Annotated in this window: 11 protein-coding genes; 6 read left to right on the forward strand and 5 right to left on the reverse strand. The window is 65.6% G+C overall.

Translation table 11 applies throughout. The features are described from left to right. Positions 1–78 precede the first annotated feature (78 nt). Positions 79–1410 (forward strand): hypothetical protein, encoded by a 1332-nt coding sequence (locus tag AAG813_RS08365; RefSeq protein WP_341913812.1) that lies wholly within the window; start codon positions 79–81, stop codon positions 1408–1410. 82 nt (positions 1411–1492) lie between these two features. Here AAG813_RS08365 and AAG813_RS08370 read toward each other — a convergent pair whose 3' ends face one another. The 3 genes from AAG813_RS08370 to queA are packed head-to-tail and all read right to left on the reverse strand — an operon-like array spanning position 1493 to position 4748. Continuing rightward, positions 1493–2494 carry an aldo/keto reductase gene (locus AAG813_RS08370; RefSeq protein ID WP_341913814.1) on the reverse strand — a complete coding sequence of 334 codons (1002 nt, stop codon included), beginning with the start codon at positions 2492–2494 and terminating at the stop codon, positions 1493–1495. Between the two features lie 30 nt (positions 2495–2524). Next, positions 2525–3688 (reverse strand): tRNA guanosine(34) transglycosylase Tgt, encoded by a 1164-nt coding sequence (gene tgt, locus AAG813_RS08375; protein WP_341913816.1) that lies wholly within the window; start codon positions 3686–3688, stop codon positions 2525–2527. Then, positions 3675–4748, reverse strand: a complete 1074-nt coding sequence (queA, locus tag AAG813_RS08380) for a tRNA preQ1(34) S-adenosylmethionine ribosyltransferase-isomerase QueA (protein WP_341913818.1) — start codon at positions 4746–4748, stop codon at positions 3675–3677. Before queA ends, tgt begins: the two co-directional genes overlap by 14 nt. 17 nt (positions 4749–4765) lie before the next feature. On the opposite strand from queA, the gene recG reads away from it, so the two are divergent. The 5 genes from recG (at position 4766) to ubiA (ending at position 10373) form a co-directional block, all read left to right on the forward strand. Next, positions 4766–6895, forward strand: a complete 2130-nt coding sequence (gene recG, locus AAG813_RS08385) for an ATP-dependent DNA helicase RecG (RefSeq protein ID WP_341913820.1) — start codon at positions 4766–4768, stop codon at positions 6893–6895. A gap of 60 nt (positions 6896–6955) precedes the next feature. Beyond that, complete coding sequence (locus AAG813_RS08390) at positions 6956–7537, forward strand: hypothetical protein (RefSeq protein WP_341913821.1); 582 nt, start codon at positions 6956–6958, stop codon at positions 7535–7537. Positions 7538–7843: 306 nt separating this feature from the next. Further along, a complete protein-coding gene (locus AAG813_RS08395) occupies positions 7844–8827 on the forward strand; it encodes a LysR substrate-binding domain-containing protein (RefSeq protein ID WP_341913823.1) in 984 nt (327 codons plus the stop codon). Between the two features lie 121 nt (positions 8828–8948). Beyond that, a complete protein-coding gene (locus tag AAG813_RS08400) occupies positions 8949–9467 on the forward strand; it encodes a Dps family protein (protein WP_341913825.1) in 519 nt (172 codons plus the stop codon). A 42-nt stretch (positions 9468–9509) separates the two neighbouring features. Then, the gene (gene ubiA / locus AAG813_RS08405; RefSeq protein WP_341913826.1) at positions 9510–10373 is read left to right on the forward strand and encodes a 4-hydroxybenzoate octaprenyltransferase; all 864 of its coding nucleotides are present in this window, start codon (positions 9510–9512) and stop codon (positions 10371–10373) included. Positions 10374–10455: 82 nt separating this feature from the next. Here ubiA and proC read toward each other — a convergent pair whose 3' ends face one another. Further along, entirely contained in the window at positions 10456–11292 is an 837-nt protein-coding gene (proC, locus tag AAG813_RS08410) for a pyrroline-5-carboxylate reductase (protein WP_341913828.1), read from the reverse strand. Between the two features lie 6 nt (positions 11293–11298). Beyond that, positions 11299–12492 (reverse strand): esterase-like activity of phytase family protein, encoded by a 1194-nt coding sequence (locus tag AAG813_RS08415; RefSeq protein WP_341913830.1) that lies wholly within the window; start codon positions 12490–12492, stop codon positions 11299–11301. Positions 12493–12553 lie beyond the last annotated feature (61 nt).

Raw genomic sequence — 12553 nt, forward strand, 5'->3', positions numbered from 1 at the left:
TGGCGGGCCCTGGCGCCTACAGGTTTCGCGCTGCGCTGCCATCACAGTGGGCAAACCAATTTACAAGGTTTGAACATCATGAAAAAACAGATACGCAACCAGGTCGCAGCCCTTTTCCTGCTGCTTCCCGCCGCCACCGCCCTGCTCGCCTTGCCGGGCACCGTCATGGCGCAACCGGCCGCGCCCGAGTTGCGATCGCTGCAGGTGGGTTCCGACGACGGGCTTCGGGCTGGCGCCGATCTGCAATTCACGGTGGAAGGCACGCCGCGGGGTCGCGTCAGCCTCAACGTGCGCGGCATTCCGCGCGTCATCATGCTCAAGGAAACCGCGCGGGGGGTCTACACCGGAAGCTACACCATCCGGCGCCAGGACCGCATCAATGAAAACAGCGCCATCCGCGCCACGCTGAGGGTGCGCAACCTCAGCGTCGCCAACAACTACACCTTCCCGGCCGGCATTGCAGGCGCGAACGCGCCGGTTGCGGCAGCCCCGCCCCCCGGCCTGAAAATCGACCGCTTCTCGGTGGCGCCCGTCGACAAGCTCGAACCAGGCGCCGAACTGCGCTTCACGCTCAATGGCGTACCAGGCGGCAAGGCCGAATTCGACATTCCCGGTGTCATCAACAATGTGGCGATGCGCGAAGTGAGCCCCGGTGTGTATGAGGGCGGCTATACCATCCGCCGCCTGGACAACCTGGCGCCGTCACGGCCTGTGGTTGCCACGCTGCGTGTCGGCGACCGCGCGGTCACCTCGACCCTGACCCAGCCGTTGATGGCCGATGCCAAGCCGCCGGTGATCCGCAATCTGTCGCCACGCGATGGCGAGTCGATCACGCGCAGCGCCAACACCTCGGTGTCCGGTACCTTTGACGATGCAGGCGGCGTGGGCGTGGACCCGAAAAGCGTGCGCATCATGCTGGCGGGGCGCGATGTCACCTCCGCCTCCCAGATCACGCCGCAGTTCTTCACCTACCGCGCAGACCTGCCCGCCGGCCGCTACCCGGTGGACGTGACGGCCAAAGACATGGTGGGCAATGCCGTGCGACAGACCTGGACCTTCGACGTGGCTTCGGCCGTGAGCGCCGCACCAGCCACCGTGCTGTTGCAGGTGACCAGCCACGCCAACAACGCCTCGGTGGAAGGCAGCCCGGTGGTGGTGCGCGGCCGCACGGCACCAGGCGCGGTGGTGGATGTCAAGGTCAGCGCCGTCGGAACGCTCGCCGGCCTGTTTGGCATGAACCAGGACTTGCTGACGCAGCGGGTGCAGGCCGACGGTAACGGCAACTTCTCGTTCAGCTTCTCGCCGCAGTTTCCGCTGCCCGGCACGCGTTACGAGGTGTCGATGACGGCCGGCAAGGATGGCATGGTCGCCACCGAAACCAAGCTGGTGCTGTTCCAGAAGCAGGGTTAAACCGGAAATTTTCAGTAAAAACTGCCTGCAGCCTTTATGCAACGGGCGCAGGCAGCGCCTGATTCAATAGCGGTCTCCCCGCTCAGACGGGGCGGCCGAAAAAGGGATAACTCGGGTCGTTGTAGCCGTGGCTGGAGGCGTGGCCCGGAATCACCAGTTCATCGATGAAAGCCTCGTCCTCGCTGTCCAGCACCAGGTCCACCGCGCCGTAGACTTCCTCCAGGTGGGACAGCAGGCGCGGACCGGCAATCACCGCGCTGACCAGCGGATTGGCCAGCACCCAGGCGGCCGCAAACTGCCCCGGCACCCAGCCTTTGGCTTCGCAGCGCGCCTTGATCTTCTGGGCGATCACCAGTGACTCTTCACGAAACTCGGTTTCCAGGATACGTTTGTCGCCACTGCCGGCGCGTGTACCCTCGGCCGGCGGCTGGCCCGGCGGGTACTTGCCGGTGAGCACGCCGCGCGCCAGCGGGCTGTAAGGCACCACGCCCAGGCCATGGTGGCCGCAGGCCGGCAGGATTTCGACCTCGGGCCCGCGGTTGAGCAGGTTGTAGTAAGGCTGGCAGACCACCGGCGGCGGCACGCCGGTCTTTTCGCAGAGGCGCATGATTTCGGCAATGCGCCAGCCGCGGAAGTTGGACAGGCCGAAACTGCGAATTTTCCCCGCACGAATCAGGTCACCGATGGCACGCACCGCTTCCTCGAGGTTTTCCCCGTGGAAGTCGCGGTGCAGGTACAGGATATCGAGGTAGTCGGTGCCCAGCCGCGCCAGGATGGCATCGGTTTGCTGCAGGATCCAGCGCCGCGAATAATGGCCGTCGTTGATGCCGTCACCGGCCTTGTTGCCCAGCTTGCTGGCCAGCACCCAGTGATCGCGCTGCCCGGCCAGCAGTTGGCCCAGCAGCGTTTCAGACCGGCCTTCGTTGTAGACGTCGGCCGTGTCGATGAAATTGATGCCGTGGTCTTTGGCCGAGGCGACGATGCGCGCCGCCTCGTCATCCGGCGTCTGCTGCCCGAACATCATGGTGCCCAGGCACAGCACGGACACCTTCAGGTTGCTGTTTCCAAGGCGGCGGTATTTCATGGGAACTCCTTCTCGGTGATGGATGTTGGGCTAGACGCCGCGCTGCCGGTCCTGCCTGAATTGCTGCACAAAGGCGCCGAAGCGGCCGGCGTCGAGCGCGTCGCGCACTTCCTGCATCAGGTTCAGGTAGTAATGCAGGTTGTGGATGCTGTTGAGCATGGGGCCCAGCATTTCGCCGCAGCGGTCCAGATGGTGCATGTAGGCGCGGCTGAAATTTTTGCAGGTGTAGCAGCTGCAGGTGCCGTCCACCGGCGCGTCTTCGGTCTTGTAGCGCGCGTTGCGGATTTTCAGGTCGCCGAAACGCGTGAACATGTGGCCGTTGCGCGCATTGCGGGTCGGCATCACGCAGTCGAACATGTCGACACCCGCAGCCACACCTTCGACCAGGTCTTCCGGCGTGCCCACCCCCATCAGGTAACGCGGCTTGTTCGCCGGCAGCCGGTGCGGCGTGTGCGCCATGATGCGCTGCATCTCTTCCTTGGGCTCGCCGACACTGACGCCGCCGACGGCGTAGCCGGGAAAGTCCATCTCGACCAGCGCGTCCAGCGACTCCTGGCGCAGGTTCTCGAACATGCCGCCCTGCACGATGCCAAACAGCGCGTTCGGGTTCTCCAGCCGGGCAAACTCGTCCTCGCAGCGTTGCGCCCAGCGCCGGCTCAGCTCCATCGAGTAACGCGCTTCGTCCTCGGTCGTGATGTGACCCTTGGTGTCGTAGGGCGTGCATTCGTCGAACTGCATCACGATGTCGCTGTTCAGCACGGTCTGGATCTGCATCGAGATCTCGGGCGTCAGGAACAGCTTGTCGCCATTGACCGGCGAAGCGAACTTGACCCCTTCTTCCGAGATCTTGCGCATCTCGCCGAGCGACCAGACCTGGAAGCCGCCGCTGTCGGTCAGGATCGGTTTGTGCCAGCTCTCGAACTTGTGCAGGCCGCCGAACTGGGCCATCACGTCCAGCCCCGGCCGCATCCACAGGTGGAAGGTGTTGCCCAGGATGATCTGCGCGCCCATCTCGTGCAGCGACTGCGGCATCACGCCCTTGACCGTGCCGTAGGTGCCGACCGGCATGAAGATGGGGGTCTGCACCACGCCGTGGTTCAGGGTGAGCGTGCCGCGGCGCGCGAAGGAGCCCAGGTAGGCGCCCTCGGGGCCGGTGGTGGGCGCGTCGGTGGTCAGGACTTCAAATTTCAGCATGGGGTAATTGTCTCAGGGGGCGTCGTTGCAGCAGCATGGCGTCGCCGTAACTGAAAAAGCGGTAACGCTGGGCGATCGCGTGGCGGTACAGCGCCATGATGTGGTCGTAGCCGGCAAAGGCGCTGACCAGCATCATCAGCGTGCTTTTGGGCAGGTGGAAATTGGTCAGCAGCAGGTCCACCACCTGGAACTCGAAGCCCGGCGTGATGAAGATGTTGGTGTCGCGGCAAGCGGGGCCGAACTTGGCCGCCGACTCGAGGGCGCGCACGCTGGTGGTGCCGACCGCAACCACACGGCCACCGCGCGCCTTGCAGTCCCGGATCGCCTGCAGCGTCGCTGGCGGCACCTCGAAGCGCTCGAAATGCATCTGGTGGTCGGCGATGTTTTCGGTCTTGACCGGCTGGAAGGTGCCGGCGCCGACGTGCAACGTGACGCTGGCGCGCTGGATGCCGCGCGCTTCCAGCCGAGCCAGCACCGCGTCATCGAAATGCAGCGCAGCGGTTGGTGCGGCGACGGCCCCCGGATTTTTGGCAAACACCGTCTGGTAACGCTGCTCGTCCACGGCCGAGTCGGTGTGGGTGATGTAGGGCGGCAGCGGCACATGGCCATGGCTGGCCATCAGCGCATACGGATCGCTGCTGAGCGTAAAGCGGTACAGCGGCCCGTCCTCGTGGGGCCAGCGACCCAGCAGCGTGGCGGTGAAGCCGCCGTCCATTTGCAGCACCGCGCCCGGCCGCGGCTTCTTGCTGACCTTCATGTGGGCCGCCACCTCGTGGCCGGCCTCCGGCGTGGGCGACAGCACCCGCTCGATCAGCAGTTCGAGCCGGCCGCCGCTGCTTTTCTGCCCGAACAGCCGCGCCTTGACGACCTGGGTGTCGTTGAGCACCAGCAGGTCGCCGGGTTGCAGCAGGTCGGGCAGCTCGGTAAAACGGCGGTCCACGGGGGTCTCGCTGCGCCCGTCCAGCAGGCGCGAGGCGCTGCGTTCGGCGGCCGGGTGCTGGGCGATCAGTTCGTCGGGAAGTGTGAAATCAAAATCACTGAGGGTGAACGCGGTCTTCATGAAGGCACAATTGTCCCATGCCGACCCGGTCTGTCCCCGCTGCTTCTCCCCGCAAGGCGCCGCCGGCTGAGGCTGGCACCGGCAACGCGGTTACGCCCAAGTCGCAGCCGCAGAAAGCCCTGGACAAGCTGGGCCTGCGCCGCGACATCGACCTGGCGCTGCACCTGCCGCTGCGTTATGAGGACGAAACCCGCATCACCCGGCTGGCCGATGCGCGTGACGGCGAGATGGTGCAGATCGAGGGCCAGGTCACCCACAGCGAGGTGACCTTCCGCCCGCGCCGGCAATTGCGCGTCACGGTGGACGACGGCAGCGACACCTGCGTGCTGCGTTTCATCAACTTTTACCCGGCGCACCAGAAAACCCTCAGTGTGGGCGCGCGCGTGCGGGTGCGCGGCGAGATACGCGGCGGTTTTGTCAGCCGCGAAATGGTGCACCCGAGCTTTCGCGCCGCCGGCGGTGAACTCGCGACCGCCCTGACACCGGTGTATCCCACGGTGGCCGGTTTGCCGCAGGCCTACCTGCGCAAGGCCGTGCTCGGCGGGCTGGCCCGGGCCGACCTGGCGGAAACCCTTCCTGCCGAATTTTTAAGCAAAAACCTGCCCCAGCCCTTGTCCAGCCTGCGCGACGCGCTACAGTTTTTGCACCATCCGACGCCGGACGTGATGCTGGCCACCCTCGAAGACCGCAGCCACCCGGCCTGGCAGCGCCTGAAGGCTGAAGAGCTGCTGGCGCAGCAGCTGTCGCAGCTGCAGGCGCGTCGAGTACGCGCAGCCATGCGGGCGCCACCGTTGCGGTCGCCTGTACACGGCCCCCAGTGCACGCTGCAGGAACAATTGCTGGAGCGCCTGCCGTTTCGCCTGACCGCCGCGCAGCAGCGCGTCGGTGCCGAGATCGCGGCCGACCTGCAGAAAAACCTGCCCATGCACCGCCTGCTGCAGGGCGACGTGGGCTCCGGCAAAACCGTGGTGGCCGCGCTGGCCGCGGCGCGCTGCATGGACGCCGGCTGGCAGTGCGCGCTGATGGCGCCGACCGAAATCCTGGCCGAGCAGCACTTTCGCAAGCTAATCGGCTGGCTGGAGCCGCTGGGTATCCAGACCGCCTGGCTGACCGGTAGCCAGAAGGCGAAAGAGCGGCGCGAAGCTCTGGCCATGATCGAAAGCGGCGCGGCCGGCCTGGTGGTCGGCACCCATGCGGTGATCCAGGACAAGGTGATTTTCAAAAACCTGGCGCTGGCCATCATCGACGAGCAGCACCGCTTCGGCGTGGCCCAGCGGCTGGCCCTGCGCAGCAAGATGACCGAAGGCGGCGAGGAGCCGCATTTGCTGATGATGACCGCCACGCCGATTCCGCGCACGCTGGCCATGAGTTATTACGCCGACCTCGATGTCTCCACCATCGACGAGCTGCCGCCGGGGCGCACGCCCATCGTGACCAAGGTGGTCAGCGAGGCGCGGCGCGACGAGGTGGTGGAGCGCATACGCAGCCAGCTCGCCGAGGGCCGGCAGGTCTACTGGGTCTGCCCGCTGATCGAAGAGAGCGAATCGGTCGACCTGATCAACGCCACGCAGACGCACGAAGCCCTGAGCGCCGCCCTGCCCGGCACGACCGTCGGTCTGCTGCACTCGCGCATGCCGCCGGCCGAGAAAAAGGCGGTGATGGCGCTGTTCACCAGCGGCCAGCTCGGCGTGCTGGTCAGCACCACGGTGATCGAGGTCGGAGTCGACGTGCCCAACGCGTCGCTGATGGTGATCGAACACGCCGAACGCTTCGGCCTGAGCCAGCTGCACCAGCTGCGCGGCCGCGTCGGGCGCGGCGCCGCCGCCTCGGCCTGTGTGCTGCTGTATTCCACCGGGGACGCGCCGCGCCTCGGTGAAACTGCACGCGCCCGGCTCAAGGCCATGGTGGAGACCCAGGATGGCTTCGAGATCGCCCGGCGCGACCTGGAAATCCGCGGCCCCGGTGAATTTCTGGGCGCGCGGCAGTCGGGCGCACCGCTACTGCGCTTTGCTGACCTGGCGACGGACACCGAACTGCTGACCTGGGCGCGTGCCCTGGCGCCGGTGATGCTGGACAAGTACCCCGATCTGGCGCATCGGCATATCTTGCGCTGGCTGGGTGGAAAAGCGGAGTTCCTCAAGGCCTGAGGCAGGGCGTGCGGCAGACAAGGTACATTCCACGAGCAAAATCAACAAAGGAGAAGGTCAATGAACTGGACAGCGAAATGGGTGGCATTGTTGGCGGTGGTCGTGCTGACCGGATGTGCGGGGACGAAGTTTGTGCGGCCGGCCGACGCGGACCTGGTGCTCGGAAAAACCACCGACCAGCAGGTGCTGGCCCAACTGGGCAAGCCTTTTCAGGAGGCAAGCGGGCTGTCCAATGGCAAGACCATCCGCACGCTCGCCTATGCCTATGCATCCTTTGGCGGAGAGCCCAAAAACCAGGGCGTCACTCCGGTGCACGGGCTGACGCTGGTCTTCCACGAAGGAAAACTGGTGTCCAAGTTGTACATGTCGAACCTGAAGCAGGACGCAACTGACTTTGACGGGAGCAAGGCCGAGTTGATTCAGTCCGGCAAGACGACGCTGGCGCAGATCAACACCATGTTCGGGCCGGCGCCAGGAGAAGCCATCCACCCGGCGATCAAACAGACCACAGGACGCGGGCTGTTGTACAGCTACCAGGAAATGCGCGGGTTCACGCCGAGCCAGAAGCGGCTGACCGTGGTGCTGGACCCCCAAGGCACGGTGGTTGACGTCGAGTACCAGACTCAGGGCACCTGGAAGTAGATGCCTTTCGGCTGAAAGCTGACCCCAGGCTCGAGCGCAGCAATTAGCGGCTTGAGGAGAGCTGCAGATCAGTCTGTGGGCGCGTGATGCCAACGAATCACCGTGACACTGCCGCGCGAATAGAGCCGGTGAGCTGTCGCGGGCGGGTTTTCGTATTTGGTAGCTTCTTGTGTCCCGACGATATGGGTCGAAGGCCCATTCGATGCATGACGCCGGCGAGAGCGCTTGCTGGGCCTACCGACTGCAACCGGCCGGATGCGCCGGTGCGGTCACCATCGCTGCCACGAAAAGCCGCACAATAAGCCCATGACGCTGACAGAACTCAAATACATCGTGGCGGTCGCCCGCGAAAAGCACTTTGGCAGGGGCGCCGAGGCCTGCCATGTGTCGCAGCCGACGCTCAGTGTGGCGATCAAGAAGCTCGAGGAAGAGCTGCAGGTCAAGCTGTTCGAGCGCAACGCCAACGAGATCACGGTGACACCGCTGGGCGAGGAGATCGTGCGCCAGGCGCAAAGCGTGCTTGAGCAGGCCGACAGCATCCGCGAGATTGCCAAGCGCGGCAAGGACCCGCTGGCCGGCGCGCTGCGCCTGGGCGTGATCTACACCATTGGCCCCTACCTGTTGCCCGACCTGGTGCGCCAGGCGATTGCGCTGACGCCGCAGATGCCCTTGATGCTGCAGGAAAACTTTACCGTCAAGCTGCTGGAAGAGCTGCGCACCGGCGAAATCGACTGCGCCATCCTGGCCGAACCTTTCCCGGATACCAACCTGGCGATTGCGCCGTTGTACGACGAGCCTTTCATGGCGGCCGTGCCGAGCAACCACCCGCTGGCGGCGCGCAGCAACATCACCGCCGAAGAGCTGAAAAAAGAAACTATGCTGTTGCTGGGTACCGGCCATTGCTTTCGCGACCACGTGCTCGAGGTCTGCCCCGAGTTCGCCCGGTTTTCGAGCAATGCCGAAGGCATACGCAAGAGTTTTGAAGGCTCGTCGCTGGAGACCATCAAACACATGGTGGCGGCCGGCATGGGTGTGACGCTGGTGCCGCGGCTGAGTGTGCCCAAGGAGGCCCTGCTGCCCCCGGCACCTGCCAAAGCCGTTTCGAAAACCAAAAGCAGGGAAGTGCCGGAGTTGCCCTCCTACATCCGCTACCTGCCGTTCGAGGGCCATGTACCGTCGCGGCGTGTGGTGCTGGCCTGGCGCCGCAGTTTCACCCGGTATGAAGCCATCGCCGCCTTGCGCAACGCGATTTATGCCTGCGAACTGCCCGGTGTGACACGCCTGTCCTGACCCGGTTCCTGCTGGTTTCATGACGCCTATCAAGGCGATACAGTTTGACTGTTGCCTTGGGCTTGCCGATTGCTTAGAGTGATGTCCAGACTCTTTCATCCAAGTCAATCAAGGACACACCATGGCCAAAACATCTCCCAAGGCTTCTGCCGGCCGCATCGGCGCACCGCCCATCAACATCGGCATCGGCGAAAAAGACCGCGCCGCGATCGCCCAGGGCCTGAGCCGTTTGCTGGCAGACACCTACACGCTGTACCTGACCACGCACAACTTCCACTGGAACGTCACCGGGCCGATGTTCAACACCCTGCATGCCATGTTCATGACGCAGTACACCGAGCTGTGGGCGGCGGTGGACCCGATCGCCGAACGCATCCGTTCCTTGGGCCATCCGGCGCCGGGATCGTATGCGCAGTTCAGCAAGCTGGCCTCGGTCCCCGACGTGCCGACCACGCCGCCCAAGGCGCTGGAGATGGTGCGTATTCTGGTGAAAGGCCATGAGGCGGTGGCGCGCACGGCGCGGGAGCTGTTCCCGGTCGCCGACAAGGCCGACGACCAGCCGACAGCCGACCTGCTGACGCAGCGCCTGACGGTGCACGAACAGACGGCGTGGATGCTCCGCTCCCTCCTCGAAGAATAGGGCGTGGCGTCCGGGCGGGGCGGTGATGCCAGAATCGAGGGCTTGAAAAACAAACTCGCCCTCTACCTGCAACTGATCCGCTGGGACCGCCCCGCCGGCTGGCTGCTGCTGCTCTGGCCCACGCTGTCGGCGCTGTGGGTCGCGGCGCACGGTTTCCCGGGCTGGCACCTGCTGACGGTGTTCACGCTGGGCACCATCCTCATGCGCAGTGCCGGCTGCTGCCTCAACGACGTCGCCGACCGCGAGTTCGATCGCCATGTCAAGCGCACGGCGCAGCGCCCGGTGACGCGGGGCGCGGTGTCTGTCCGGGAGGCCTTGATCCTGGGTGCCGTTCTGGCGCTGCTGGCGTTTGGGCTGGTGCTGACCACCAACACCGCCACCATCGCCTGGTCCTTTGCCGCACTGGCGGTGGCCGTGGTCTATCCCTATGCCAAGCGTTTTGTGTCCATGCCGCAGGCGGTGCTGGGCGTGGCCTTCAGCTTCGGCATTCCCATGGCGTTTGCCGCGGTGCAGTCGCGGGTGCCGGCGCTGGCCTGGCTGCTGTTGCTGGGCAATCTCTTCTGGGTGATTGCCTACGACACCGAATACGCCATGGTGGACCGCGACGACGACCTCAAGATCGGCATGAAAACTTCGGCGATCACGCTGGGCCGTTTCGACGTGGCGGCGGTTTTGGCGAGTTACCTCATCTACCTTTCAATCTGGGCCTGGGCTCTGATGGATATTGCGCAGCCAGCTATTTATTTCATAGCGATTGCCGCGGCGCTGGGGCAGGCGCTGTGGCATGGCTGGCTGATCCGCCGGCGCGAGCGCGACGACTGCTTCCGGGCTTTTCGCCTGAACCACTGGCTGGGGTTCACGGTGTTCGCCGGCATTGCGCTGTCGTATGCGCTGGCTGGCGTGTAACTGCCTGCCGGTAATGTGCTATTAAAAGAGTAGCTGTTGACGCCCGTGCAATAAGGGTCGGAGTCCAATTTATTTCAAAAACTCAGGCCGCACCGAACTCGTCGCCGAGTTCCGCAGCGCGCTGCCGGGCGGCGTGCATGGCGCGCATGAACTGCTGCTTGACGCCGGCCTGCTCCAGGGACGTGAGCGCCGCGTAGGTGGTTCCCCCTTTGGAGGTCACGCGTTCACGCAGGGTCTCCGGGGGCTCGCTGGAGGCTTTGGCCAATGCGGAGGCACCGACAAAAGTCTGCACCGCCAGCTGGTGCGCCTGCTCGCGGCTCAGCCCCATCTCGGTGCCGGCCTGCACCATGGCTTCGATGAAATAAAACACATAGGCCGGGCCGGAACCCGACAGGGCGGTCACCGCGTCCAGCTGCTCTTCCTGCGCCAGCCACAGGTGTTCGCCGGTGGTCCGGATCACGCGTTCGACCGTCTGGCGCTCGGTCGCGCTGACGGCAGGACGGGCGAAGAGGGCGGTCATGCCTTGGCCGACGAGGGCTGGCGTGTTGGGCATGGCGCGCACGATGCGTTCGGTCGCCAGCCAAGAGGCCATGCTGTCCGAGCGGATGCCGGCCGCCACGCTCAGGTGCAGGGCCTGGCCGGTGTGCGGACCGGCCTGCAGGGCGGCTTCCCGGAAGGTCTGGGGCTTGACGGCCCAGACCACCAGAGCGGCGGAGGCCAGCGCCGCGCCCGGCGCCGCTTCGGCGGCGATGCCGAACTGCGCCTGGAGTTTCGCGCGCTGCTCGGCCCAGGGCTCGACGATCTGGATCCGGGCCGCGGGTGTGCCTTGTTGCAGCAGGCCGCCAATGATGGCGCTGGCCATGTTGCCGCCGCCTATGAAGGCGATGGCGCTGCTGTCGGTGGAAAGGGGTGAAGTCATGAGTGTTCAGTCAAAAAATTCAAAAGCCAGCCATTGGGTGATTTGCCGCGAATTGAAATTGTCGTCGCTAATGAAATGCAGGCTGCGGTTGCCATTCGGAAGCCGCGGTCCCCAGCACATGCCCTCGGTGTTGTCGAGGCGGGCCAGCCGGGGGCCGGGGCCAGCGCCGGTGAAGGCGGAAAAATCGGCCAGCAGCCTCTTGGCGACCGGCTGGTAAGCGCTAGGCTGCAGTGTGGCCAGATTCAGCGTGTCCGTCCCCTCGCGCAGGTCGATCAGGTAAAGGCGCAGCGAATTGCCCGAAACGGCGTCGTGCCCGGCCATGTAGGCCCGCTCCAGCACCAGCATGCGGTCGGCGTCCAGCATCAGGATTTCAGTGACGCCGTTGTCGGCCTGGGTGGCCGGCGGAACCGGTGCGCGTGGAATGGCGTCGGGGATATAGGCGATTTGCCGCGCGACCTGCCCGCTCGCCAGGTCCAGCTGGGTGAAGCGGCAGGGCCCGCCCGGCGCCTGCGCGGTGGGCAGCGGGCCGTCCTGGCGCAGCGCGCCTTCCATGGCGATCCAGGCCTGGCGGCCGTCCGGGCTCACGGCCAGGCCTTCCAGCGTCCGGTTGATACGCGGCCCTTGGGCGAGCTGAAAGTCGAACATGGCGGGCAACGCAAATTCGCGCACCAGCGTGCCGTCGGTGCGGCTTTCGCGCAGCGCCGGTGCAGCGCCCGTCAGGGCGTGCCCCTCGCTGGTCCACAGCAGGGTCTGGCTGGCCGGGCGCCAGCGGATTGCCTCCGGGTCGGGAACCTGGATGCCGCGCAACGCCGCCGGGTAGGTGCTGCCATCGGCCTGGCGCAGGGTGGTCACGCCCGTCAGGACGGGCTCCCCCAGCCGGTCTGTTTCCAGTGGCAGGCGTGCCGTGTAAAACCGCGCCGGACTGATGGCCGAGCCATCATCACTGAGCAGGTAATACAGGCCACTGGCCTCGTCGTAGTCCACACCCGACAAGCCGCCGACGGTGCTGCCCTGAAACTGGAGCCGGTGCGGCAGACGGACCTCGCCGATCAGTCGCAGGCGGGGTGACGCCGACGATGCCAGAGCCGGCCTGGCGTGCGACAAGCCCGCCAGCCCCAGCGCAGCCGCCGCCCCGTACCCGAACACCCGGCGCCGGGTCAGTTCAAACGTGGGCGTGGCGGGTGGGGGATGGCGGGGCATGCGGCGAGTCTAGCTCTCCCGCTTGTATGCGTTGTGACAGGACGCCGACGTCTGCCGACCC

Origin of the sequence: Polaromonas sp. YR568 (assembly GCF_943371715.1) — a bacterium.
In the GTDB taxonomy this organism is placed as follows: Bacteria; Pseudomonadota; Gammaproteobacteria; order Burkholderiales; family Burkholderiaceae_C; genus Polaromonas.